Origin of the sequence: Thiorhodococcus minor (assembly GCF_010820565.1) — a bacterium.
GTDB classification, from domain to species: domain Bacteria; phylum Pseudomonadota; class Gammaproteobacteria; order Chromatiales; family Chromatiaceae; genus Thiorhodococcus; species Thiorhodococcus minor.
In genome coordinates, this window is record NZ_JAAIJQ010000084.1 from 1 (window position 1) to 24,677 (window position 24,677).

The window sequence follows — 24,677 nt, forward strand, 5'->3', positions numbered from 1 at the left end:
CGGCGCTGTGACCAAGGCGCTGCAGCAGGTGCCCGGGGTCGAGCAGGCCGAGGTCAGCCTCGAGGAGAAGCAGGCCGTCGTTACCGGCACGGCCGATCCGGAGGCGCTGGTCGCTGCGATCAAGGAGGAGGGCTATGCGGCGGAGCTGATCTAGCGGGAGTCGCCCCCCCCAGAGACTGGCAACGCCACTGGAGCCATTCGGCTCGATAGGGATCCAAGCCGGCTCGGCCGAGCCGAGTAGGAGCCCGCTTGCGGGCGACGACCCCTGCGTCGCACGAGGTCACCGCGCTAGCCTGTCCTCAACCCCGATGCACTGAGCCGACTGGCTGTCCCGGCGGAGGTGCGTCGCTGCTGCGTCTTCTTTCGTCATCGCGCCTGCCCGCCGGATAGCCGTCACCGCGCGCGTGAGTCGAGCGGTCCGGCTCGGCGCGATTTCGGAGCTGTGTGCTATCGAGCGCTTTTCCTCGGCGGCCGGGTCTCGGTGTCTCGGGCTGCGCGCGGGTCTGCAGATCCTAGACGGCGGAATCGCCTACCCCGCCTTAGTCCAACAAATCCTGCATCAAGTGCTCGATGTCCCGCCTCGGCTGTGCGCCGAGCTGGCGGCTGTATTCGCAGCTGAATTGGGAAGGGCCGATGTCTCGGCCGGCTAGAGCTGCCCCTCGATCGGCAGCAGGGCGATCAGCGTGACGAAAAAGCGCGTCAGCGCGCCGGTTTCCGGGTCTTTTAGGTAAATGACGCTCCGCCCGCCTTCCTCATCCGTCCATTGCAGCCGCCCCTTGCATTGCGGCCGGTCCCCGCAATGGCTCTGGTCGAGACTGACCCGATAGGCGATGCGCGCACGGTTGGCATCGAACCACACCCCCACGCCCTGAGCGAGCGGATCGCTCTTGAACAGAATGCCGAGCTCCGTGTTCAGCTTGCCTGAGCGCGGGTCCAGATTGGCCGAGCCGACGAAGAGCGCCTCGCGGTCGAAGACGGTGGTCTTGGCATGCAAGCTGGCGCCCGATGAGCCGTCGAGCCTGTTGAATTTGCCCTGTTTCGTCGTGTCCGACTCAGGCTTCAGCTCATAGAGCTCAACCCCGCCCTGCAACAAGGGCTTGCGGTACCTGGCATAACCGGCGTGGACGGCCCCGACGTCCGTCGAGGCGAGGGAGTTGGTCAGCACGCGAACCTGCACGCCACGCTTCTCCAGGCCGGTGAGCACCATGACGCCATGGTCGCCGGGCACGAAGTAGGGCGTGAAGATCAGCAAGTCGTGCTCGAGTGCACCGAGCGTCTTGGGCAAGACCTGGGGCGCCATGTGCGTCGAGCGGTCCTCAGGATCCGTCACCAGCTTCTCGGGCAGGTCGTAGTAGACCAGAGCCTGCCCCCATTGGAACGGCAGGGTCCCGGCCAAGAAGTCCCGCACCAATTCCGAGCTCCGCGCGCGTTCCGCATAGGGGGAGTCGATCTGCGTCTCGATGTACGCCCGGAGGTCCGCCCGCAGGGCCTCGAGGTCGCCCGTGCCACCGGCGAGTGACTGGATCGGATAGGCCAGGTCGCTGTTCCAGTACAGATCGAACTGCTTGCCGACCTCGATCGCCGCCGGACCCACCGCGAGGACATCCAGGTCGCCGAAGTTGACGTCCTCGTGCGCATCGAAGTACTCGTCGCCGATGTTGCGGCCACCGACGATGGTCATGGTGTCGTCCACGGTGAAGGACTTGTTGTGCATCCGCCGGGTGACAGTGTCGAAGCGCGTCAGCGTCTCGAGAGCGCGGAAGTCGCGGCTCGCGAAGGGGTTGACGATGCGCACCGCGATGTTCGGATGGGCGTCGAGTGTCGCCAGCCGCGCCTCGATGCCCTGCGTCGTCATGTCATCGAGCAGCAGACGCACCCGCACCCCGCGGTCGGCCGCGCGGAGCAGGCGCTCGGTCAGGATCCGCCCGGTGACGTCGTCGTGATAGAGGTAGTACTGCACGTCGATGGTCCGGTCGGCCGCATCGGCGAGCAGCAGACGGGCCGCGAAGGCGTCGAGCCCGAGACCGAGCAGCCAGAGCCCAGATTCACCTGGATGTGCGCGCAGATAGGGACCTGCGTGCCGGGCGAGCCGCGACGGCTCTCGATCCAGGTCGCTATGTGCCGAGCTTGGCCGTGTCACCTCTGTCGGCAGCGACGCGCAGCCGCCGAGGACCAGGCCTGCGAGGAGCCCTAGCGGAAACGCAAGGCGGTGCAAGGCGTTGCTGTGCGCGCTAGGCATGAGGCGGATCTCCAGGCGTTTCCGGCGAGACGCTGCAAGACAAGGGGACTGCCATGAGGCGGATCGATCTGCGGTTCAGATATCTGATCTGCAAGATAGCAAAGACACCAGATCATGAGCCCGATAAGGGCGCCCGCCAGATTGGAAGCGGGGGCCTTGGTCATCAGACGGGCCGGGTGGACGAGCGCGAGAGACTGTGAGAGTAATCCAAGCGCACCGCGAAGATCGCAGATTGGTGTAGGTTGGGCCGACGCAGGGGGGCAACAATCAAAGCGTTAGGCTAGCTGCCATGTCGGGCTTCGTACCTCAGCCCAACCTACGCAGAATTTCTTCACAGTCTCGCGAGCGAAGTCCACCGAATCCCGCGCCGGCGTTGGTGGACTGCGTTGCGCTTGTCCACCCTCTCATCCGTAGACTTCGTCGTGGGTCCCGATATCGAGAAGGACGATCTCCTGTTCCGTGACCTTGAGCAACAGCGTCAACCGATAGCTGTAGGCCAGGCTGACCGCCTGCATCCCTTCCAGCTTGCCGGTGAGGGGGTGCAGCTTCAGCCCGGGGTGGAAGGGGTCTTGACTGAGGCCGGCCAAGGTGTCCCGGAGTGCGGGACGGAGGCCGGGGTGCTTACGAAGAAACTTGCGAGCCCGTCGCTCGAAGTGCTGGGTGGTAACGAGCGCGAAGCTCATGCTTCGTCTGCGTCGAGCGCATGCATCAGTGAATCCGCATCCGCGTAGCGGCTCGTTCGGCCAGCCTCGAGGTCAGCCAGCGACGCACGGAGACGTTCCCTCGCCGCCTCTTGCTGGGCCTCTTGCAGTTCGGCATAGGCGGCTTCGGTCAGCACGACATAGCTTGGCCGATTGTTCTTGATGACATGCACAGGACCCTTTTGAAGGGCCTCATCGACGGCCGCTATTCCGCGGCGCTTGATCTCTTGGGCGGGAATGCTGTTCATGCCTGCTACCAGTACTCAAATAAGTACCGAAAAAAGCACGGCAAGAAGTGCATGTCAAGGTCGGCCGCAATCTCCTGAACGTCTGCAAACTGACGAAATCCAGTCGTTGAATTTCTAGCTTGTGCGAGAGGAATCCGCGTCGAGGAGACAGTCGTGCCAGAGTGAAGAGGGACGGCGACTCCCAAGAAAGAGTATCCACTCTCCTCTCTCCAGCCGTTGTCTTGTCGAGGTTGTCGCTTTCTGCAGGCTTCACCCAATGGTCGAGCCTTGGCTGAGTGTGCTCGATCGCCAAGTTGCGGATTTCGGCAAACTGGCGACGTCTCTTCGGGACGATGCGTGATCAGGGCTCAGGTTTCGCCGGTGGCTCCAGGCCGCAGGCTGGTCTCCAGCCTCGTACCGGGCTCTTTGAGCACAGGCGTTCAGCCCGTCCCCCGCGCGAGCCAGCCGAGCATCAGCAGGCCCACCGCGGCGACCCAGCTGCCGGCGACGCGCACGGCGATGCGCGCCCAGAGGACACGCAGCGGGACCACGGCCGCCGCGCCGAGGAGGGCGATGACCAGGACGGCGAGCACGATCCCGAGGAGGGGTGAGGTGCCGGCGCCGATGGCCGTCAGGGCCATGCCGTCGAGGAGCCCGTGCAGCCCGCCGTAGGCGCACGCCAGGGCCGCGATGGCGATGGGCGGCAGCTTGGCGTCGGCCGCGAGCAGCAGCCCGAGGACGAGGAAGGCGGCGACGCCGAGCCAGGTCAGGTCCGGCACGGGCGCTAGGCCGAGCCCGACCAGTCCCCCCAGCAGCCAGGCGGTCGGCAAGGCAATGACGGCGAGCCTGCCCGCCCGCGGTCCGCGTAGACCGGCCAGCAGCGCAAGGGCGAGCAGACCCAGGAGCGCGCCTGGGGAGAGCAGGAGATGCAGGGCCCCGTCATAGAAGGGGCCGAGCCCCGAGCTGACGAGGTGGGCCTGCGCCGCCCCCGCCGGAAGCAGCCATCCGGCGGCCACCCAGGACCAATGGCCGGGTCGTCTCACGCGACCGCGCCCCAGAGGAAGTAGACGCCCGCCGCCATGACCAGGGCCCCGGCTCCGCGCAGCGCCTGCCTGCCCAGGCTCCAGCGTTGGATGAGGCCGACGGCGATGCCGACGCCATGCAGCAGCCCGGTGGCGATCACGAAGCCCAGGCTGTAGAGGATGGCGTTCTGCCCGGCTTGAAGCTCGGTGCCGTGGGCGTGGCCGTGAAAGACGGCGAAGACGCCGACCAGGGCCACCGCGGCGGCCAGGGGCAGGCGGACCCGGCCGAGGACCAGGGCGCCGAGCACCACGGCCGAAGCGGCAATGCCCACCTCCACGCCGGGCAGCGGGGTGCCCAGCAGCCCCAGCAGACCGCCGAAGGCCATCATCATCGGGAAGGCGACCGGCAGAATCCAGAGCGCCGGCATGCCGAGCTGGGCGCCCCAAAGGCCGACCGCGATCATGGCGACGACGTGATCGAGCCCGGAGACCGGATGGGACAGGCCGCTCAGCAGGCCGCCGGCCTCGCCCGCGCTCACGTGGGCCCAGGCGGCCAGGGGCCAAAGGGCGATCGTCAGGATCGGAGCGGAGATGCGGTGCCTTGGGCGAAAGGACTGGCTGAAGCTCATGTCGTTCCCCATCAAAAGAGCATCGCGGTGCGCTGGAGGGTCCAATAGGCCCCAAGGGTGCCGACGGCGTAGGCGGGCCCGAGCTCGGCGCAGCGGGGCCAGCGGAATTCCAGCGTCCGCAATGCACGGTGAGCGAGCAGGATCAGGGCCACGAAGGCGAGCTGCCCCAGCTCGACACCCACATTGAACATGGCCAGGGCGAGCGGAATCTCCGCGCGCGGCATGGCCACCGTGGAGAGCCCGCTGGCGAAGCCGAAGCCATGCAGCAGCCCGAAGCAGAAGGCGACGACCCAGGGGTGGCGGATGGTGAAACTGGTCTCGCCGCGCCAGACCCGCACCATCTCCGGGCCGAGGAAGAGGATCGACAGGGCGATGGCGGCATTGAGCGGCGGAGCCGGCAGGCTGGCGTGGCCGAGGGTGGCGAGCCCCAGGGTGAGGCTGTGGGCGAGGGTGAAGGCGGTGATGGTCTCGATCAGCATGCGCGGCCCGCGCACGATGACGAGCAGCCCGAGCACGAACAAGAGGTGGTCGATGCCGAGCAGGATGTGATGGAAGCCGAGCGCCAGGTATTCCCGGGCGCTCACCGTCCAGGGCCGCTCGCCGCGCAGCACGACTTGGGGCTCTGTGGGGCGCACGACCTGGGACATTTCGCTGCCGTCGAGCCGGTGGAGCCGCACGAAGACGTCCGTGATGGTCTGCTCGAGCCCCGGGAAGCCGATGACGCTGCCGTCCACGCTGCCCGGCGGCACCCTGAGGATCTGCCGGTAGAGCTCCGCGCTCGCCAGCCGCCGGACCCTGGGCTCACCGAGGGGCTGCCAGTCCGGCGGCAGCGCCAGTCGGGCCGGGTGTGGCTGACCATAGTAGATGGGCGCCCGCCAGGCGATCTCCCAACGCTCCGTGGTGAGCTGTCTGACCTCCAGCAGGCCGGGCTGGGACTCGTGGGCGACACCGGGGCCGGACCAGAGCCCCGCCAGCAGCAGGAGCAATGCGGCGAGTCGGCGAACGGCCAGGGTCATGGCCGCGTCTCGGCCACCCCGGGCAGCGGCGCCGCGACAGCGTCGCCCTGCTGACTGCCCTGCCCCCCGACTTCCATGACGATCTCGTAGTGCGCCTTCAGACGCCGATAGGCCTGCGCCTTGGCCTCCCGGCGGCGCGCGTCCCGCCACTCGGCCAGAACCGCACCGCGGATCTCCGCCAGCGCCGGCTGCCGCGCGGGCCGGCTGTCGGCGATCAGGACCAGGTGGCTGCCGAAGGACGACAGGACCGGGCCGCTCCAGACGCCCGGCGCGAGCCCGGTCAAGGTGTCCGCGAAGTCCCCCCCGAGGGCCCGGGCGGTCTCCTCGCGGGTGACGGCCTCGAAGCTCGGGGGCAGCAGGGACGGATCGCCGAGGCTGTCGGGGTCGGCGCCGGCGCGCAGCTCGGCGAGCAGGCGCTGCGCCTCGGCGGCCGGGTCAGGGTGCCGATCCGGGTCCAGGTAGAGCTGTCGGAACCAGAGCCGGGCCGGCTCGGCGAAGCGCTCCGGATGCGCCTCGAGGAAGCGCGTCAGCTCCCCGTCGCTGGGCTCGGTCTCCGCCGAGAGGTCATCGAGCAGGAGATCGAGCTTGAGGGCCAAACGGTTGCGCACATAGGGATCGTCCTCGCCGAGACCCATGGCCTGGGCCTCGCGATAATAGATCTCGTTGCGGACATGCCGCTCGACGAGGCCCTCGAGCTCGCTCGGCGTGGGCGGGCGCATCCAGGTGCGGGCGAACTGGGCGGCGAGCTGCTCCACCTGACCCGTGCCGACGACGATACGCCGCGCGCTCGGCTGGTCCGGTCCTTGGCGGAGGTCGAAGATCAGGAAGAGCGCCGCCCCCAGGATCAGGAAGTGGAGCAGTGGCTCGGCCAACAGCCGCCGCATCTGCCCCTGCGTCCGCACCTGATTGGGGGCGGGCGGATCAGCCCTTGTCTGGCGCATACCAGATGGGCGAGGTATAGGCGCGCTCCTGGTGTGTGGTCTCGGCCTCCTTGGGGATCTCCACGCCGAAGCGGAAGGCGTCGTAGACCACCCAGCGGGGTGTGGGGATCTCCAGGACGCGGGCGTAGTAGAAGGCGGACTGCGCCGGGTCGAAGTCCGGGTCGGTCCAGACGGTGCTCAGCTCCGAGGCGCCGATGGTATTGGTCCAGTTGGCGCTCTGGACGTCGACGGTATTGCCGACCGGCGGCAGCACGCCCTTGGCGTCCGGCTCGCGCTCCGGGGACCAGGCGACGTCATAGACCTTCTCGTGCGTCTTGCCGTCCTTGTCCAGCCAGCCCTTGACGATCTGGATGCGGTCGAGGTTGGCACCGATGGGATCGCGCAGGGCGTAGACCATGAAGGTCGGCCCCTCTTTTCCCTTCTCGGGTCTCAAATCGCCCCCCATGGGCACGCCCTTCTCATAGCCGCGGAAGGCGGGCTGGCGGCTGTTGAGGTCGTCCGCCGTATAGTCCCAGCCACCGAAGAAGCGAACGATGATGCGGGGGCCGGTGGTGGCGTAGACCTCCTTGCGCTCCATGGCGTCGAAGATGGCCGTGCGGGTGTTCTCCTCGGCCCAGACCGCCGCGTAGCCCGAGGCCACCAGCATGTCGCCGCGGAAGACGCCCTTCTCGCTCTCGGCGAAGGCGTGACTCATGCGATCCGGCTTTGGCTCGACATTGGTCGCCTTGCCGAAGAAGTTGTCCTCCTCGACGGCGGCGAGTGCGGTGTGGCTGTCGGTGGAGCCGACCAGTCCGAACTTGTAGGGATTGGCGCCGAGGCGCTGCTCGAGCAGGAGCCCGTTCTTGAGGGCCTCTCGGGCGTACTCGTACTGGAGCATGCCCTGGGTCTTGGCCTCGGAGAGGTCCAGGTTGCCCACGTCCCAGGTCTCGTAGTCCGCGAAGGCGTCGTCCGGCGAGAGAAAGGGGTGCGCCTCGCCGTCGCCCTTGATCTGGGTGATCTCATACATGGGCTCCCATTTGGCGCGCAGTCGGACGTAGTCGGCGTCGATGGCCTTGCCGGTGTATTGGGCGTCCACCGGGAACATGAGCCCGTTGGAGAGATTGCCGTTGTGGGCCAGCGCCAGGGCGGAGCCGCCGGTGGTCTTCTCGTAGTTCTCCAGCCAGGCATAGAGATCCAAGGGATCGGTGGAGCCGACCGGCGCCTGGGTCGTGTAGGGGACGATCCGTCCGGCCTTGTCGGGCCCGTCGCGGAAGATGACGTTGCGGTGCAGGTTGCTGCCCTTGACCAGGGAGGTCCACTCGAAGCCGATCAGGGTCGTGAAGCGGCCGGGGTCATCGAAGCGCTCGGCGGCGTCGAGGACCTTCTCCCAGATCGACTCATAGGTCTTACCGCCGGGCGAGTACTCCGCCATCATCGCCGGGTCCATCTGGCCTTGCGAGAAGGTGCCGATCAGGTCGAGGGCCGCGGCCGCCGAAGCCTCGCCGCCTTGCTGCAGCCCCTCGTACCACTTCTTGCCCTGCTCGAAGGCGATGATGTCGGGCTTGCCCACGGCGAGGTCGTTGAATAGGCCCATGCCGTCGGAGTGATCCGCAATCACCAGCCAGTCCAGCGGCCTTGCAAGCTTCGCCGGCTGACCGCTGGAGGCCGTGACCTCCTCGCCGCGGGCGAAGCGGTAGGCGTCCTCCAGGCCGAGACGGGCGCCGAAGAGCCCCGCATCCATGGATAGCCCGGTGTGCAGGTGGGTGTCGCCCCAGAAGACGCGGCTCGGGAAGCTGCGCTGGGCGTATGGGGAATAGGCCTTGCCGGGGTAGAGATCCGACAGCGACTCCTCGGCGGGCATGAACTGCGCCAGGGCCGTGCCTGTCGCCAGCAAGGGCGCGGCGGCGAGCAGCGTCGTGATCAGACGGGCGTGGCGCCAGCTTCGATCGGTCATCATCGCGGTGTCCTCGGTTTCTCGGTCTGTGGGATAAGCTCACCCTTCCCGGATCCCTCCAGATGGTTGGTCGGTCGACCCGCTGCAGGTCGCCTGCCCCTGCCCTCGCTCGGGCACGTCGGCCGGCAGTTTGGGCTCGAAGTAGAGAGATCGAGCGCCCTGTCTAAACCTAGACGATTCAGCCTAGATTCGGCAGTTGGAACCGCAAAGGTGCGAAGGACACGAAGAAAAACAGAGGCTTGCATCGCTGTGTCGCTTCACCCTCTGAGTGAGCATCGCTTCGCAGACAAGGTGTTGAAATCCTTCGCGCTCTTCGTGCCCTTTGCGGTTCAACTGCTCGTTTTAGGTTCAGGGGACGCCATCGGTCGTATGCTCTTCGGATGGCGGCCCAAAGGCTGTGGCTACATGTGATCCTGTCCCAGCGTCCTCGGCGGCACGACCACGGCCTGTTCGGGGTCGTAGCGGTCGAACAGACCGAGCACCCGAGCCGCCTCCGCCGCATCACCCTGGGTCACGTCGATGTCCTCGCCGCCGATCAGCTCGTCGAGGGGCGCCGCGCTGAGGTAGACCTCGGCCCAGGCCTCGGGCGACAGCTTGAGGACGATATCCGCATCGCGCGGGTAGGCGTCGGGGTCCTCGACGAACTCGGCGACCGCGCGGCGCACGTGCAGTCCGGCGCTCCCGCCGTCGGGGAAGTCGAAGCGCAGCACGCGGTCGGTCTCGCCACTTCGAGCGGGATCGATGCGCACCCGGAAGTAGTCGACGAAGGTCTCGGGGAAGGCCGCGATCGTCTCGACATCCGGCGGAACGATTCGGGGCAGCGTGACCTTGCCTTCCAGCGCCAGGGCCTGGGAGATCAGATGCGCCCGGTTGTTGGCGCCGGTGGAGACGTAGGCCATCTGGCGCAGCGCCTCGGCCTTGCGCTGGCGCACCTCTTCATCGCTCGGGTCCAGGCGGTAGAGATAGTTCACCAGCTGCGCCGCCCAACTGTATTCCTTCTTCTCCATGGCCTCGGCGGCGGCAGCCAGGACGCTGTCCCGGCCGCCCATCAGCGGCACGATACGCTCGGCCTCGTCCAGCGGCGCCACGGGCGACAGGTGCGCGGCGTCGTTGTCGTACCAGCCCACCGCCTGGTAGTGGATCGCCGGCGGATAGGATGCAATCTCGCCGTAGTTCTCCAGGTTGTTGGGTACCTCTTTGAGATAGTCGGGCAGGCGCACCAGGTGCCGGAGATCGTCGGGGCCCTTGCCGCCGAGGATGCCGCGCAGGGTCTGATCCAGGACGAAACTGGCACCGTCCAGATAACCCTCCAGGCGCTGGCGTACCTCCTCCTTGCCGACGATCGGGCGGGCCGCGGCGGAGATGAGGACCTCAGGCTCGAGGTTACGGTTCAATTTCAGCCCCTTGATCCACTCGCGCGGGTCGCGGAACAGGTCGCCACGAACCGAATACAACTGCGGCGGGCTGCTCCAGAGCATGGTGGTGAAGAGGATCTTGCGGTCCGGCAGCCACACAGTGGTGTGCACCTTGTCGTCGGAGCCGTACTTGGTGAAGAACTGCATCTTCTGACCCAGCACGGTCATTTCCTGCTCGTCTTCGACCGGCGTGTTGACCGGCAGATACGCCAGTGTGAAATCCTCAGGAAGGGTCGTCGGTACCACCCAGGCATCCGGACCCTCGTTCGGCATGAAGGCGTTGAACTGAATCAAGCCTCGCGCCGTCAGGTAGGGGCCGATCTCCGGGAAATAGGCGGGAAACCCCGCCGCCTTGGCATTCGCCTCGACCACGGCGTTGAGGTTGGGGTGGCCGATGATCATCAGGTCTTCCTGCCCCTCCGCCAGCACCCCGGCGCCGAATGCGGTGTGCGAGTGACCGTAGATGATGGCCCGGATTGGCTTGTCGCTGACCGTGCGAATGGCCTCCAGCAGCAGCTCACCATCATGCTTGGTGTCGCCGGTATCGAAGGCGATCAGGCCCTCGTCTGTGTCGATGATCGAGATGGGCGCCAGGCCGTAGCCGCCGAACACCCAGATGCCCTCGGCAGGCTGCTCGATGGTGGGCTCCAGCCAGGCCACCTTCTCGATGCCGTCGAGGATGCGCTTGTTGGCGATCGCGCCGTTGGGCGCCTCCACCAGCTCCACCGCTCCTCCCATGTAGGGCGTCGCGGGTAGGGCCGGTTCTTCCGCGAGGAGATGGGTGGTGCCGGCCGTCAGCGCGGCAGCCGCCAAGATCATCGAGATTCTATTGGTCATTCATCAACTCCCTAAGGCGTCTTCGCCTTGGTTGGTCGTTGGCGGGCTCATTGCGCCGGCGCCAGCGAGCCGGGTCGCTTGGTCTTCGATGTGCCGAAACAGTCGCTTGTAGAGCTCGCAGTAGGGGTCTTTCTCCAACAAGCTTTGGTGCCTGCTGTAGGTGCGCACCGGACAGCCGCCGTGGCATAGCGCGAGGTAGTCGCAGTCGATGCAGTCTCTCTGCACCAGGTGCACCGGGCGTTCGGTGAAGCGCCGACGGGCGGGGCTGTCGCGAAGCAGCTCGGACAAGCGATTGCTTTCGAGGATATTTCCGAAACGGTAGTCCGGATAGCTGGTCACCCAGCAGTCGCACTGGGCCACATGGCCCCTGGCGTCGACGGCGATGAGCGCGTCGGCGCAGTTCTGTCCCCAAATGCAGGGAAGGGTGGCATCTCGATGGGTAAAGTAGTTCACCAACTGGTCGAAGGGACCGATGCGCACGTCCCGACCCGCGCCGCGCTCGAGCCAGATGTCGGCCAGCTCGCAGTGGAACCGCGCCAGAGCCGCGACGTCCAGCTCCAGCGCTTGTTTGGCGGTGTTGGCCTCGCCGCCGGGGAAGGGGGTGTTGATCTGAAAATCGGTCACGCCGAGCGCGTCGACCAAGTGCTCATAGAAGCGCTCGGCGCCGATCTCGAGCGTCGCCCGGTTGAGCACCGAGATCACCTTGACGTCGATGCCGGCCGAGCGCGCCATGCGCACCTTGCTCGCCCAAAGCGCGTCATAGTGCTCGGGACTCCGCCCGGGCAGCTTGCGGTAGAGGTTCGGGTAGTCCAGCGAGGTGCTGACGCTGTTGTCGAACATCTCGGCGATGATTGCATCCCACTCGGGGCCGTAGGGGAGCAGGTTGGTCTGCAGGCCGTGATCGACCTGTATGCCGCGCTTCGCGGCGGCCTCCCCAATCAGGGCAAACGCCTCCAGGTACCACTGCGGCGGCAGCAGCATCGCCTCGCCGCCCTGCCAATGGATGGTCGGTGCACCGATCCTATGGGCGTCCATGTGGTCCAGCACCTTGTCGACGATCAGCCCAAGGCGCTCGATGCTCAGGTGGTCGCGGGTCTTGTCTTCGAAGCAGTACTCGCACGCCGCGTTGCATTGGTTGGTCGCCAACAGGATCAAGGAGAAGTGATTGCCGTTCATGGGGCGCTGGCATCTCCGGCTGGGGGTATGGCCGCGATATCGGCCCTGAGCGCGTCGGCGGCCTGCTGCAGCGTGCGGAACAGGGTCTTCACACCCGCGCAGTCGTAGTCGCGCCGCGGCCATTTGAAATAGCCCCGGCATGGGGCGAAGAACGGGCACTCGGCGCACTCGGCCCCTTCGGTCCGCAGTCGCCGCGCCCACTGCTCCACGAAGGCTCCAGGGCGGACCCCGACGTCGGCCCCCGCCAGCTTGCCGGGCAGGCGCTCCTTACCCCCTGCGTCGACATGGCGCACCAGCGCCGGGTCCTCTTCCTGAATCGCCCACAGGCTGATCGGCTGGCGATGACAGAGGCCGAGCAGCACGCTGTGGAAATAGTCGATGGGCTGACCCACGGTGGGCCGATGCAGGTAGTCATCCAGCACCTGAGCCAGCGATTCGATCAGCGGCACCGCCGGCTGGCCGACCTGCAGCCTGACAGCGAACTGCAGCGAGGCGGCGAGCTTGGCCGCCTTCTCGAATCCCGGCTCCACCGGCAGCAAGACTCGGACGGGATGGTTGTCGAGTAGCTTGGCGTACTCGTAGAGACGTGCAAAGTCGTCGGCGGGACTCTCCAGTACCAGCTCGACGCCCAGACCCTCGGCCCAGTGGATAAGGGCCTCGCTGCCGCTCGGTAGCGAGCACAGCTGCACATAGGCCAGGTCGTCGAGATCGACCGCGCCGATCCGATCGACGAGCGCGTGCGGGTTGTCGCTGCGTACGATCAGGTGGCGCCCGCGGTAGGCCGACAGGCGTTCAAGGGGGACATGGTAGACGATCGAATCCGCCGCCAGGCTCGTTGTGTCAGTCATCCGTCCTCCTGCCGGCGGGTTGACTTCTTATACCCGTGGCGCCGGTCAGCGTTTGTTGATCCAGCTCCCGCCCCAACCGCCACCACGGCGGTTGGCCCAGCTGCCGCCACCGCCACCCTTTCCGTTGACCCAGCCGCCTCCCCTGCCACCGCGGCGGTTCAGCCAGGCCGCCTCTGCGGGGCGATTGGTCAGCAGCGCGCCGCCGGCGACGGCACCGACGATGACTGCCCGCGACCAATTGCCCATGCCGATGAGAAAGTCGCGGCGGCTCTGAAGCGCTTGCTCCTCGCCGCTGCCGGCATCCGCCGTGGGGCCGCTCTGGGTCTTCGAGGGATCGTGCTTGTCAGTCATGAGATGGTTCTCCCTGGTTCGTTATTCCGAAGCGCCTTGGGAGGGCTCGCTATCGCCGCCCAGGAGCTGAGAATAGTGCATGGTGTGGAACCGCCAGGCATCATCCTGTTTGACCAGCACCGCGGAGATATTGAGGATGAAATGGCGCGACTCGTTTCCCTTCTTGTCCTTGAAGTCGCAGACCGCGGTGAGCCAGGCGACGTTATCCTCGGCGGTGCCGGCCCCTTCGCCGCACTTGACCTCCTTGGTATGGGGGGCGAAGTTTTTCATGAACTGGGCATAGGCATCCTCGACATCCTCCCTGCCGACCCAGTGCTCGCCAGGGCCGGTGCCCATGAGCATGATGTCGTCGCTGTCGGCGAAGGTGTCCATCACCCCCGCGATATCGTGTGCATCCAGCGCCTTGTGCTGCTCCTGCCATAAGGCCTTGACCGCCTCCTTCGGCGTGTCCTCTGCCGGTTGGGCGACCTGCGCCTGCGCCGCTCCCGCAACAATGCCTGTCGCCAGCGCCAAGCCCGTTAACACGCGTCTTCTCATCACAGCTACCTCCTGTTCGGATTGCTCGAAACGCAACGCGCCGCCACCTGCCCACGGCGCCTGCCCGGGACCATCGCCGCCACTTGCCTGGCAGCCAGGACCGCCAAAGACACTTCCGCACGCTTCCCCATGCGGGCTCGCCACTGGGCAAGGCATGGATCGACGAACCGCTGCTCCCAGGGGGCTCGCCGAAGGCGACACGAATAGCCCCCTTCACTCCGGGTGAATCTACGCTCAAAGCGCCGCAACCGCCTGTCATTTGGCGCCACATTGAAACCGGCCAACAAAGGCTTATCACTGTTGGAATCTCAGAAGTTCCAGGCGCCGGTCAGCGTGAAGTAGTCGGATTCGAACCGGTTCTCGGCGCTGAAGTCGTGCATCCACTTCCCCAGTACCGTGAGCCGCCCACCGCCGACCTCGGGAATCCAGACAAAGCCCGGACCCATGCCGAAAGACTCGGACTTGAAGTCGCCGAGGGTCGCGCCGGCGCCGCTGTCACCCGTCAACTGCTTGTAGTAGTAACCGCGCAGGCCAATGGCGAAGCGCTCGGAGACGAACTGGTTCGCCACGAAGTCCACATGGAACTCGGTTCCTGTCTTGTAGTTGGTGGCCGAGTTCTCGGTGTTGACCATGACGCCGGGGGCAATCGACACCTCGGTTCCGGAGTCGGGGTTAAACCAGGTCGCGGCCGCAAGGGTGTCGAAGCTCCAGTAATTGCGCCCGAGATTGGCGAGGTCGGAGCCCGAGGTGTCGTATCCTCCGGTCGGCGCGACAATCGACTCCCAGAGCTTGAACGACCATAGGCCCGAGCTCCAGTTCATCTGAACCGGGATGAGCGCGATGTCGCTCAGATCGAAGCTGTCATCGGAGAAACCGATGCTGCCGCCGCGCGGACCGACAAGCGCGCCGTTCAGTTCGGCATCGCCGAAGGGTATCGCCACACCCAGGGTGTAGCGGCCTCCGAGAATCGGCGTTTCGAAGGTATAGGTCAGCGAGGTGAGATTGAGGAAGAGGTCGAGGTCGATGCCCAGGGTGAGCTGTCCATCGATGAGCGCGACTGCCGTGCTACCCGTCTGGTACCAGAGCATGCTCGCCGCCAGCAGACCGGGCTCGGGCGTTACCGCGAGGAAGATATCGCCGAGCGCGCCAGGCAGGTAATGGATCGAGGCGCCCTCGGCCGCGAAGGCGTTGAACGGGGCGGACGAGCAGAGGAGGGTTAACCCCGCCAGGCCGGCGAGCGCTGTCGTCTTGCGTCGCTGAGGCCGGCGCGGGTGACCCGGACCCGGGCGGCTTGTTCCAGCATTACGATTTTCGCGCGGCCCAGTGCCGGCCGGATGAGCCGCGTGAGGATGCAGTAAGACGGGATGTCTTCGTAGAGCGCTTTGAACTTTTTGCCGTCGTCAGGTTGATAGCCTTCCTGCACCAGTCGCGTCTGTTTAAGCATCAGGGTGTTGTAGGCGGCCTGGTCGTGAAGTCGGATCGCTCTCCATCCCATGAGTCCGATGGATGCCGTTCCGGCTTCCCCCGACAGGTCTTTTGATTGCGCGGCATCCATCTCAAACACCCATTTCCCGGCCAGGATGCGTTCCCCGTCGAGGCTGGCCAGGAACGGCGCTCGGTCCTCGAAGGCATCCAGCAAGGGCAGGATTTCCCGGTGGGCGTCGGCGGAATAGGGCAGGCGGCGCAGGATCTGTTGGAAATCCTTGAAACATGAGGCTCGAACCAAGTGGGAGACCAGAATCGGCTCTGTTTTCAGCCCGTCGACAACTCGGAGCGAGGTGATGACCGTTTCCCAGGCCGCCGCCGGATTTCCGGCCTTGTGCTCGGCGATTGCCATGGCGGATAGGATGCGATTGATGGTGCGGTGATCATAGGTGTGCGGTAGCTGTAGGGCGAGACCCTGGGAGAAATCCAGGTTGTTTGAGTAGCCCGGCTTTCGACTGCCCGAGGTGAGCAGGGCCACCGCTTGCTCGACGTCCGGACGTTTTCGCAGGGCGTCAACCCTTTCCCGTGACGCTTCGGTGGCTTCATCCGAGAGGACGTCCGTGGTTGATTCCTGCAGCGCCTCCCACAGGCTCTGCTCGCCGACCTTCTCCGCCTTGAGCATCAGGACCGCGCGGCGATAATCCAGGGCCGCGTTGTCGGCGTCGGGGACCTCGGGAGGCAGCACCGCCTCCAACGTCACCGGGCGCCCGTCGTCCCGAAGCGCCTGCTCGGATCTTTTCACGGCCCGGTTCCCGGTGACCACCAGTAGGACATAGACCACGGCCAGGACCAGGATGATGCTGGCCAGCGGGTTCAGGATTTTCGCGGCAACAGGTTTCATCGCTCACTTCCTTTCGTTGACTGGGCTCATCGGTTGGGATAACCGGAAGCGCCGAATCCATCTACGTCTTATTGCGGCGCGGACATGCGCATCATCGCCTTCGTCACCGATGCCGCACCCGTCGAGCAGATCCTCACCCACATCGGTGAGCCACCCCGCCCACCCCCGATCTCTCCCGCCTGCCCCGGCGCTGTGCCATCCTGCTTCGCTTGGGTATTAATTGTTGCATAAGTCTTTGCAGTATAAAATCATGGGGCATGAGTACCAAGATCGAACTGCGGAATCAGAGACGTAACGAGGTGGTCGAGGCGATCGTCATTCGCCAAGAGCCGGTCCACGCGGTTGCACGCATCTACAACATCCCCCAGCGCACGGTCTTTGACTGGCTGTCGCTGTATCGCTCGGGAGGTTGGGATGCGCTCCAAGAAGGGCGACGCTCTGGGCGTCCCAGAAAGCTCTCCGCCGAGCAGATGCAGTGGGTTGATCAGGCGCTGACGCAGGGTAATCCGCAGCAGTTTCAGTTCGAATTCTGCCTCTGGACGCTCAACGCCTTGCGGGCGTTGATCCAGCGCGAGCTGAAGGTCACGCTGAGCAAGAGCGCGGTCAGCCGGTTGCTCGGGCACCTGGGGTTGAGCGTGCAGCGGCCGGTGTACAAGTCCTATCGCCAAGATCCACGCAAGCTCGAGGAGTATCTGAGCCAGACCTTCCCCGAAGCGGTGGCCGAGGCGCGTCGACAGGGGGCCGAGATCTACTTCGTCGATGAGGCCTCGGTGCGCAGCGACGCGCATCGCGGCACGACCTGGGGCGCCATCGGCAAGACGCCGGTCGTCAGCAACAGCGGCGGGCGCTTCAGCTTCAAGCTCATCAGTGCCGTCTCCCCGCGCGGTGACATGCGCTTTAGTTTCATCGCCGAGCGGATGAGCTCCGCGCGCTTCATCGCTTTCCTCAAGAAGCTGCGTCAGGATGCCGGCAAGCCGATCCTGGTCATCGCCGACAATGCACGCTACCACCACAGCAAAGAGACCCAGCGCTTCAGTGCCGAGCAGCACGGTCAGATCCAGCTGGCCTTCCTGCCCGCCTAGGCGCCTGAGCTCAACCCCGACGAGCAGGTTTGGAACCACACCAAAGCCCGTCTCGCCAAGCTGCCGGTTCTGAGCAAAGACGACATGAAACGCCACCTGGTGTCGATCCTGCACTCGATTCAGAAGCAAACGGCGTTGATCAAGCGCTTCTTCCAGATGCCAGACACCAAGTACATCACGAACGCTCTCGGCTGAGATGCGAGTACTTTTGCAACGATTAATAGCAGCGTCTCACTGCCGACGTAGCTCATCCGCAGCAGCTCATCGACACCGCCCTTCTGATAACGCTTGAAATACGTCCGCACTGTCTCAGGGTCCATCAGCAGCGCATCGGCAACGTCCTTCACTCCACGCCCCTGACCCAGCAGGATGACCGCATTGATGCGGTACGCCTCGCGGATCTCGCGCACTTCGCGGTGAGCCGAGCGCAGCTCGGTCAGTCGCTCATCGCTGAGACGGCAGTCGTGCATGCCCTGAAGCGTATCCTGGTTCTCAGGATGCTCCCCGAGGAGCCTCAACCGAAAACTCGTATGAGACGGGTTTAGATCGGCGCCTTGCTAATTGTCCTCGCTCAGGTGGCCTCGGCGCTGCATCAGCTCCAAGATGCGCGTGGTGAGGATCAGCTCCATGGCGTACATCATCTTGCCACCCGGTATCACGAGGGTATTAAAGCCGGAGATGAAGGATCCCTCAATGAGGCCCTTCAGATTCAGCTTGTACTCCACGTCCGGCCTGGGTTTCAGGAAGTGGATCATGACCAGACTCTGATCCGCGGTCGGGATGTTGGTGACCGCGAAGGGGTTGGATGTGTCGGTTACGGGGATGCGCTGGAAGTTGATGTGAGTTTGGGAGAACTGCGGGAGGATGTAGTGCATGTAGTCATACATGCGACGGTAAATGATGTCCTTGACGTCCTCCGGGCGGTAGCCGCGCTCGCCAGTGTCGCGATGGATCTTCTGCACCCATTCAAGGTTGATCGTGGGACAGACGCCGATCAGCAGGTCGACCTCTCTAGCGATGTCGATCTCCCCGTCCGTTACGCCGCCATGCAACCCCTCGTAAAAGAGCAGGTCGGTGTCGGGCGGAATGGGTTCCCATTCGGTGAAGGTGCCGGGCGGGGAGTCCAGGCGGTTGGCCTCTTCCTCGTTGTGAACGTAGAAGCGACGCATTCCGTTGCCGTTCGTGCCGTAGCTCCGGAAGAGCTCCAACTGTTTCTCGAAGAGGTTGCCCTCCGGACCGAAGTGGCTGAGGTTGCGTCCTTCCGCCTTCGCCTTCTTGAGCTCCGCCTTCATCTTCTTGCGGTCGAAGCGATGGAAACTATCGCCCTCGACGAAGGCGGCGCGCGCGCCGACCCGGCGAAAGATGTGCTCCAGGGCCTTCTTGACGGTGCTCGTCCCGGCCCCGGAAGATCCGGTGACCGCGATGATTGGGTGCTTTCTCGACATGTCGCCTCCTCGCGATTCAAGGGTTTCGTGCCCTTTCGTTATTGGCGGCGTAGAGTGCGAAGCCTTAGAAAAGCGCCGCTCGTCGTCAGTCCTCGACGCCGATCTCGTCCTGAACGTTACGCACGATACGCGTATCAACCTCCAAGAGCTCGTCGCGCCGGTCAGGGTAGTCGATCTGGCTGAGCAGGAAGCGGAAGGCGTTGAGGCGCGCCCGCTTCTTGTCGTCCGACTTGATGATAGTCCAGGGGCAGTCGGCGGTGGAGGTGAAGAAGAACATGTCCTCTTTGGCACGCGTGTACTCGTCCCACTTGTTCTGCGATGCCTGATCGACGGGGCTCAGCTTCCATTGGCGTAGGGAGTCCTCGACCCGCTTGGCGAAGCGCCGGGCCTGTGCCTGCTGGCCGACCGAGTAGTAGAACTTGAAGACTTTGATGCCGGAGCGAATGAGCATCCGCTCCAGTTCCGGCACCGACCGCAGGAACTCCTTCACCTCGGCGCCGCCGCAGAAGTTCATCACCCGCTCCACCATGGCCCGGTTGTACCAGCTGCGATCGAAGAAGACGATCTCGCCACCCGTGGGTAGGTGGGCGATGTAGCGCTGAAAGTACCACTGGGTCCGCTCACGGTCGCTCGGCTTGTCGAGGGCGACGACGCGTGCCCCGCGCGGATTCATGTGCTCCACGAACCGCTTGATGGTTCCACCCTTGCCGGCGGCGTCTCGGCCCTCGTTGATCACCAGAATTCGTAGCCCCTCCTGTTTGACCCAGTTCTGCATCTTCAGCAGCTCGGCGTGCAACGGCATGATGAGGTCGAGGTAGTCGGCGTCGCTGAGCTTGCCGAGGCGGCCCGCACGGTCGTTCGCTGGACCCTTGCGGGTCGATCCCTTCTTTGCCCGCTTGAGCTTGTAGGCCTCCGCGTCCGGCCCGCTCGGCAAGATGATGGGCTGGCGGGCCTCCCCTCGGCCGTTTGCCTCGCCTTCATTGGTCGGCCGCGCTTCCGCGAGGAAGGCCACCTGGTCGGTGGCCCCGCCCCGCGGCGGCTGATCCTTGTCGATGACTCGGGTGATGTCTTGGGATCTCATGGTCATGGGGTTGTCTCCGGTGGCGGGGGGGAATCAATCAGGGGTGGTGGTGGCCGGGGCGTGGGTTTTCGCGCTCCGATTTGTCGCCCGTTTAGGGGGTTATCGCTCGAGGCTTGGGCTCGATTGCGCCTCGAACACGCCCGCCGACACGAATTTCTAACGCTCAGCAGGAGTGTAATATGACGGAACGATGACTAAAATATTACGAAATCATGACAAGAGAAATGGAAATTGCAACCCGGTTTCGTTGGGGTGGTGATCGGCAGTCGGGCCTCGCCAGCAGTAGGGCCGACCGTCGTGCGGGGTCCCAGCGGATCCCTTAAGGCGGAGGTGTTGGGGGAGCCTCGCGAGCCAAAGCTCACCGCCTTCGTTTCTTGCCCGCCAAGGGTCTTGCAGGGGATCAGCCGCCGGTTCGCGGTGATGGCGCCGCCTCACCGCTTTGACCGGTTGGTCGCCGCGCATCGGCGTGGTCGCGTCCCTCCAACCCACCGCTTAGGGGAAGACTCTCGGTGGATGCGCTTTCCGTTCTCGTCGTTGTCTCCGTCATCATCGTCCTGGTGTTCGATTACACCAACGGCTTCCATGACGCCTCCAACGTCATCGCCACGCCGATTGCCTCGCGTGCGCTGACCCCCATCCAGGCGGTCGTCATCGTCGCGACCTTCGAGCTCCTCGGGCCCCTGCTCGGTGGCACGGCGGTCGCCAACACGATCGGCTAGTTCGTGAACCTCGACGATATCGCCGCCATCCTTTCGGTGACCGTCATCATGTGCGGATTGTCGGGCGCCATCTTCTGGAATCTCCTCACCTGGTGGTTCGGTATCCCGTCCTCCTCGTCTCACGCGCTCGTGGGTGGCCTGACCGGGGCCGTGCTGATCGCGGTCGGATCCGATCACGTCATTTCGGGTTTCGATCAGCTCCTGCAGGGGCATTTGACCGGCGTTTCCAAGGTCCTGCTGGCGCTGATCCTGTCGCCGATCATCGGCTTCTGGGTGGGGTTCTTCATCCATCGGCTGGTGTTCTTCCTGGCACGCGGTGCAACACCTGGGGTCAACCGCTATTTCAAGCGGGTGCAGGTACTCTCCTGCGCCGGACTCGCCTTCGCGCATGGCGCCAACGACGCCCAGAAGAGCATGGGAATCATTACGCTGGTCCTGTTGAGCGGGGGCTTCCTAACCGAATTTATCGTCCCCTTCTGGATGATCCTCTCCTGCGCCTTGGCGATCACGCTGGGCATCCTGTCCGGCGGCAGGCGCATCGTGCGCACCGTCGGTTTCGGCATCTTCAAGGTTCGGCCGATCCACGCGCTGGGCGCCCAGCTGACCTCGGCCGCCGTCATCTTTAGTGCCTCCATGGTCGGGGCGCCGGTCTCGACGACCCACGTGGTGAGCTCGTCTCTGATGGGCATCGGTGCCTCGGAGCGGCCCAAGGCCGTGCGCTGGAACAAGGCTCAGGAGATCGTCAGCACCTGGATCATCACCATCCCAGGGGCCGGCTCGGTCTCCATGCTCACCTATCTGATCGTCAACGCCGTGCTGGGGCTCAACTAAACCTTCTAGGAGCCTGTCCGACTTGGGGGATCGAAGCGAGGAAGTGGGAGAACGAGGTCATTTCGTTCCGGTTTTGAGGCGCATAGTGGTTCTATGTAACGAAAAACCGGGGCGAAAGGGACCGTTCTCCCGATTTCGCAGCCGATTCATCCGGAGTTGGACAGGCTCCTAGCGACAGGCAACCCGTCACAACCGCGATTGAACCCCGTTCTCTAGGAGATCAAGATGAGTGCCACCAATAGCTCAGTCGTTACCCGGCTCGTCGACCGTGTCTTCCCGCGCATGCCGGACTTCTAAGGCCTAATCGATGCGCAGTGCGATCAACTCTGTGAAGCCATGGATGTCTTCGTGGAATTCATGGAAACGGGCGATCCGGCGACCGGCAAGCGCGTGCGAGCCATGGAGAAAGATGGCGACGACCTCAAGGCGCGCCATATGGCGATCCTGGGCCGAGCCTTCGCGACCCCCATGGATCGCGAGCACATCTATCGCGCCATCGTCACCATCGATGAAGTTCTGAATTACGCCAAGACCACGGTGCGGGAGGTCGAGGCGCTGGAGATTGCGCCGAACAGGCACATGGCGGAGATGGCGCGATCGATCCGCGACGGCAGCAACGCGCTACGCAAGGGCTACGCGAAGCTTTCGACGAACCCGACCGATACCGAGACGGACGCCGCCACGGCGCGAAAGTCCGAGCGCACCACCGAGAAGGTCTATCGCGCCGCGCTCACGGAGCTGTTTCACGCCGAAGACCATGTCGACGCGCTCGATCGCAAGACGGATGACGCCCAGGCCAATGCCATGCGCTACGTTATCGAGATCTTCAAGCGGCGAGAGGTCTACCGGCACCTGTCCAATTCGGCGGACCGGGTCGAGCACGGGGCTGGGGTGCTCCATGACATCGTGGTGCAGATCGCCTGAGCGCGACCGACGACGGCCGGGGTCGGGGGCACCACCGGCCGGTTGCGCATCGGCGATCGTCCGCCACCGGAGTGACAGCCTAGGCGAAATCCCCCGCGCTGGCTCATGTATACTGCGCCAAGGTTCTTCTAACCACTAGTCGGGCCCGACTGACACGCCGACTCGCGGGAGTCATAGGCCGTGTCGACAAAGGGCAAGAATCCGCCCCCCAGCTCCTCCGATCAAAGCGTGAGCGAGACCTTCGCGGCCATCCTGCGGCACGGTTTCGACCAGATGCTGACCTGGCGGGAGGCGGCGCATCATTGGGAGGACATCGAGGGTGTTCGCCAGATGCGGGTGACGGTGCGGCGCATGCGCTCCGCGCTCAGTCTCTTTCGCGACGCCGTTCCCAAGGACGCGAGCGACGCCTGGGGTGATGAGATGCGCTGGATTGCCGGCAATCTCGGCCGGGCGCGTGACCTCGACGTCTTTATCGCCGAAAGTCTCGTCGCCGTGTCCGCGGGGCTCACGCTTCCGGGCGACTGGCGACTCAAGGCGCTCGCGGAGGCGCGTCGCGCCCAGGTCTACGAGACCGAGGTGCGACCCATGCTCGATAGCGAGCGCTTCCAGCGCTTCATCGACGACTTTCCGAACTGGCTGGATGACCAAGCCTGGCGGAAGGGGCGGATCAAGAAGAAGTTGGCGAAACGCCTGTCGTCGAATCTCGTCGGTTACTCTCGCGGTCTGCTCGACAAGCAGGAGCGTCGCGTCCTGTCGGTCGGCACCAATGTCGATCGCGATGACCATGAGCAGATGTATCGACTGCCTATCGAGTGCAAGAAGCTTCGCTACGCCGCCGCGTTTTTCGGCCGATCTTCGGCGGTATGGATCAATTCATCGAGCACATGAAGGGCTTACAGGATCTGCTCGGCGTCATGAACGACGTTGCCGTAACCGACGGTCTGCTGGAGGATTTGTTCTCGGGGAACGGCGACGGCGATCGCGATCTTCTGCTCTACGCCGGCGCGGTGCTGGGCTGGCGCACCTGCGAGTACCACCAATTGCTGCCACGCTTCGATGACTACTGGGACGACTTCATCGGCGCCAAGCATCCCTGGTGGAAGAAGGGCTCGGCCGGACACCGTTAAGCCTCCGGACGTCTCGACTCGGGCGACCAGCCGCCCTCAATGCCTGCTGGACAGGTCGCCGCTGATCTTGCGGCCGACGAATCCCTCGTATCAATTGTTGAGCCATTTGCGCTGTCTCTAACCCATTGATTTGAAGAGATCTACAAGACTGCTCGACTTTCGTTTACCCTAGCGGCGAGCCAACAATCAATGGTTTGCGCGTGCACCGAGCGGGGAGAGCGGGAGATTCACCCCAGTAGGCCCTGCTCGGGTGGAAACCGGGCGCACGCCAAGGGATCATCGTTGTCATCGAGACGATCCCTATTGAAGGAGGACCCCATGGCGGCCATGGTGCAATCGAGCTTGTTTTCGTGGGATGCCCTCGAGGCGCGCAGCGACCTCGATCGGCTTCACCTGGTGCGTGACCATCTCCCCGATGAGCCCGCGTAGGGCGGAACGCGAGAACGGTTCCGCCATTTCGCCGGTCAGACGCAACATCCTGCAAAGATCAGCCTGTCGGTGCAAGTTCGGGCAGGTCTGTACGGGGGCACGCGCGGGGGCGATCCAGCTACCGGCCATCTCTCGGCTAGATCTCACCGGCGGACGGTCGTTCGGCGACGGTGCTGTTGCCCATCCAGGCCGTGATTTCCCTTGTCGATGCTGCTGGTCCGGCTGTTCGAGTCGTTGCCGCTGGTCTGCCCAAACTGCGGCGCGGACATGCGCATCATTGCCTTCGTCGCCCATGCCGCACCCGTCGAGCAGATCCTCATCCACATCGGTCAGCCCGCCCACCCCAGTCTCTCCCGCCCGCTTGGGACGAGGCGCCCGAGCCGGTGACGGACTGGGACCTTGTCGCTCAGCCCGAGCCTGAGCTCGAATTCGATCAGCGTATCGCCTGGTAGCCGTCTCTTGCAGGAGACGGTGCCGAGGGCCTTCGTCTTGCCTCCGTCCGGCATGACCCCGACTCCCGCTCCAGCGCGCCGCTTCTGCCTGCAACGGGCGTCGTGCGAGGCCGGTTCGCCATGTTTCCAGGCATTCGCGGGCGCGGCGCCCGGACCCGCGCGCCCAGGTCCCGAACGGGCTGGTCGGCTGGCGCGGCCAGGCTCGCGCCTTCCTGTGCCTCGAAAGCAGCCCGGGTAAGCCTCTGATTTGGCGGATCCGACCGGCTTGTGGGAAATGACATGTCTTCAGCCTGCGTCGTCCGCAATCGACGCTATACCTCGTATAGGCACAGATTGCGCCCTCTTAACCTAGCTCTGAGTAAGCCTCGTTAACCTGCTGTATTTATTTT

The 24,677-nt window shown here is 64.8% G+C and carries 25 protein-coding genes and 1 pseudogene; 8 read left to right on the forward strand and 18 right to left on the reverse strand.

Annotation, left to right across the window (positions count from 1 at the left end; translation table 11 throughout):
* The first annotated feature begins 7 nt into the window (after positions 1-7).
* Positions 8-154, forward strand: a complete 147-nt coding sequence (locus tag G3446_RS20945) for a cation transporter (RefSeq protein ID WP_342450171.1) — start codon at positions 8-10, stop codon at positions 152-154.
* Between the two features lie 492 nt (positions 155-646).
* On the opposite strand, the gene G3446_RS20950 is transcribed toward G3446_RS20945, so the two are convergent.
* The 15 genes from G3446_RS20950 to G3446_RS21020 form a co-directional block, all read right to left on the reverse strand.
* Positions 647-2,239, reverse strand: a complete 1,593-nt coding sequence (locus G3446_RS20950; RefSeq protein WP_164454949.1) for a phospholipase D family protein — start codon at positions 2,237-2,239, stop codon at positions 647-649.
* A gap of 404 nt (positions 2,240-2,643) precedes the next feature.
* Positions 2,644-2,922: a type II toxin-antitoxin system RelE/ParE family toxin gene (locus G3446_RS20955; protein WP_164454951.1), complete on the reverse strand. Its 279-nt coding sequence runs from the start codon at positions 2,920-2,922 to the stop codon at positions 2,644-2,646.
* A complete protein-coding gene (locus tag G3446_RS20960) occupies positions 2,919-3,188 on the reverse strand; it encodes a type II toxin-antitoxin system Phd/YefM family antitoxin (RefSeq protein WP_164454953.1) in 270 nt (89 codons plus the stop codon). The genes G3446_RS20955 and G3446_RS20960 overlap by 4 nt, the downstream gene beginning before the upstream one ends.
* Positions 3,189-3,607: 419 nt before the next feature.
* On the reverse strand, positions 3,608-4,210 hold the full coding sequence (locus G3446_RS20965; RefSeq protein ID WP_164454955.1) for a HupE/UreJ family protein: 603 nt from the start codon (positions 4,208-4,210) through the stop codon (positions 3,608-3,610).
* The gene (locus G3446_RS20970; protein ID WP_164454957.1) at positions 4,207-4,818 is read right to left on the reverse strand and encodes a HupE/UreJ family protein; all 612 of its coding nucleotides are present in this window, start codon (positions 4,816-4,818) and stop codon (positions 4,207-4,209) included. Before G3446_RS20970 ends, G3446_RS20965 begins: the two co-directional genes overlap by 4 nt.
* Positions 4,819-4,829: 11 nt before the next feature.
* The gene (locus tag G3446_RS20975; protein ID WP_164454959.1) at positions 4,830-5,834 is read right to left on the reverse strand and encodes a HupE/UreJ family protein; all 1,005 of its coding nucleotides are present in this window, start codon (positions 5,832-5,834) and stop codon (positions 4,830-4,832) included.
* Positions 5,831-6,718 (reverse strand): peptidyl-prolyl cis-trans isomerase, encoded by an 888-nt coding sequence (locus G3446_RS28780; protein ID WP_164454961.1) that lies wholly within the window; start codon positions 6,716-6,718, stop codon positions 5,831-5,833. Before G3446_RS28780 ends, G3446_RS20975 begins: the two co-directional genes overlap by 4 nt.
* A gap of 37 nt (positions 6,719-6,755) precedes the next feature.
* Positions 6,756-8,711, reverse strand: coding sequence for a DUF3604 domain-containing protein (locus tag G3446_RS20985; protein ID WP_209262545.1), 1,956 nt, complete (start codon positions 8,709-8,711; stop codon positions 6,756-6,758).
* 398 nt (positions 8,712-9,109) lie between these two features.
* The gene (locus tag G3446_RS20990) at positions 9,110-10,960 is read right to left on the reverse strand and encodes an alkyl sulfatase dimerization domain-containing protein (RefSeq protein ID WP_209262546.1); all 1,851 of its coding nucleotides are present in this window, start codon (positions 10,958-10,960) and stop codon (positions 9,110-9,112) included.
* Between the two features lie 3 nt (positions 10,961-10,963).
* Positions 10,964-12,136 carry a radical SAM/SPASM domain-containing protein gene (locus G3446_RS20995; RefSeq protein WP_164454963.1) on the reverse strand — a complete coding sequence of 391 codons (1,173 nt, stop codon included), beginning with the start codon at positions 12,134-12,136 and terminating at the stop codon, positions 10,964-10,966.
* Positions 12,133-12,984, reverse strand: a complete 852-nt coding sequence (locus G3446_RS21000; RefSeq protein ID WP_164454966.1) for a hypothetical protein — start codon at positions 12,982-12,984, stop codon at positions 12,133-12,135. Before G3446_RS21000 ends, G3446_RS20995 begins: the two co-directional genes overlap by 4 nt.
* 45 nt (positions 12,985-13,029) lie before the next feature.
* Positions 13,030-13,335: a hypothetical protein gene (locus G3446_RS21005; protein ID WP_209262547.1), complete on the reverse strand. Its 306-nt coding sequence runs from the start codon at positions 13,333-13,335 to the stop codon at positions 13,030-13,032.
* Between the two features lie 21 nt (positions 13,336-13,356).
* Complete coding sequence (locus tag G3446_RS21010; RefSeq protein ID WP_164454968.1) at positions 13,357-13,872, reverse strand: SgcJ/EcaC family oxidoreductase; 516 nt, start codon at positions 13,870-13,872, stop codon at positions 13,357-13,359.
* Between the two features lie 308 nt (positions 13,873-14,180).
* Positions 14,181-14,960: a SphA family protein gene (locus tag G3446_RS21015; protein ID WP_164454970.1), complete on the reverse strand. Its 780-nt coding sequence runs from the start codon at positions 14,958-14,960 to the stop codon at positions 14,181-14,183.
* 128 nt (positions 14,961-15,088) lie between these two features.
* The gene (locus G3446_RS21020) at positions 15,089-16,198 is read right to left on the reverse strand and encodes a hypothetical protein (RefSeq protein ID WP_164454973.1); all 1,110 of its coding nucleotides are present in this window, start codon (positions 16,196-16,198) and stop codon (positions 15,089-15,091) included.
* A gap of 257 nt (positions 16,199-16,455) precedes the next feature.
* Here G3446_RS21020 and G3446_RS21025 point away from each other — a divergent pair, with 257 nt between their 5' ends.
* A complete protein-coding gene (locus G3446_RS21025; RefSeq protein ID WP_164454975.1) occupies positions 16,456-17,280 on the forward strand; it encodes an IS630 family transposase in 825 nt (274 codons plus the stop codon).
* Between the two features lie 119 nt (positions 17,281-17,399).
* Here the strand turns inward: G3446_RS21025 and G3446_RS21030 are convergent, their stop codons facing one another.
* From G3446_RS21030 to ppk2, 3 genes are all read right to left on the reverse strand, one after another.
* Positions 17,400-17,750: a helix-turn-helix domain-containing protein gene (locus G3446_RS21030; RefSeq protein WP_245232644.1), complete on the reverse strand. Its 351-nt coding sequence runs from the start codon at positions 17,748-17,750 to the stop codon at positions 17,400-17,402.
* A gap of 87 nt (positions 17,751-17,837) precedes the next feature.
* A complete protein-coding gene (locus tag G3446_RS21035; protein WP_164454977.1) occupies positions 17,838-18,725 on the reverse strand; it encodes a phosphoribulokinase in 888 nt (295 codons plus the stop codon).
* An 85-nt stretch (positions 18,726-18,810) separates the two neighbouring features.
* Positions 18,811-19,812 (reverse strand): polyphosphate kinase 2, encoded by a 1,002-nt coding sequence (ppk2, locus tag G3446_RS21040; RefSeq protein ID WP_164454979.1) that lies wholly within the window; start codon positions 19,810-19,812, stop codon positions 18,811-18,813.
* A 551-nt stretch (positions 19,813-20,363) separates the two neighbouring features.
* Here ppk2 and G3446_RS29005 point away from each other — a divergent pair.
* The 6 genes and pseudogenes from G3446_RS29005 to G3446_RS21065 all read left to right on the forward strand — a co-directional run bounded on the left by G3446_RS29005 (position 20,364) and on the right by G3446_RS21065 (position 24,223).
* A pseudogene (locus G3446_RS29005) lies at positions 20,364-21,356 on the forward strand (anion permease).
* Positions 21,357-21,659: 303 nt separating this feature from the next.
* Positions 21,660-22,280, forward strand: a complete 621-nt coding sequence (locus G3446_RS21050; RefSeq protein WP_342450172.1) for a DUF47 domain-containing protein — start codon at positions 21,660-21,662, stop codon at positions 22,278-22,280.
* 228 nt (positions 22,281-22,508) lie between these two features.
* Positions 22,509-23,168 (forward strand): CHAD domain-containing protein, encoded by a 660-nt coding sequence (locus tag G3446_RS21055; RefSeq protein ID WP_164454982.1) that lies wholly within the window; start codon positions 22,509-22,511, stop codon positions 23,166-23,168.
* Complete coding sequence (locus G3446_RS21060; protein ID WP_164454984.1) at positions 23,144-23,407, forward strand: CHAD domain-containing protein; 264 nt, start codon at positions 23,144-23,146, stop codon at positions 23,405-23,407. Before G3446_RS21055 ends, G3446_RS21060 begins: the two co-directional genes overlap by 25 nt.
* 303 nt (positions 23,408-23,710) lie before the next feature.
* Positions 23,711-23,836 (forward strand): hypothetical protein, encoded by a 126-nt coding sequence (locus tag G3446_RS28785; protein ID WP_280818864.1) that lies wholly within the window; start codon positions 23,711-23,713, stop codon positions 23,834-23,836.
* Positions 23,837-24,037: 201 nt separating this feature from the next.
* The gene (locus G3446_RS21065; protein ID WP_209262551.1) at positions 24,038-24,223 is read left to right on the forward strand and encodes a hypothetical protein; all 186 of its coding nucleotides are present in this window, start codon (positions 24,038-24,040) and stop codon (positions 24,221-24,223) included.
* Positions 24,224-24,677 lie beyond the last annotated feature (454 nt).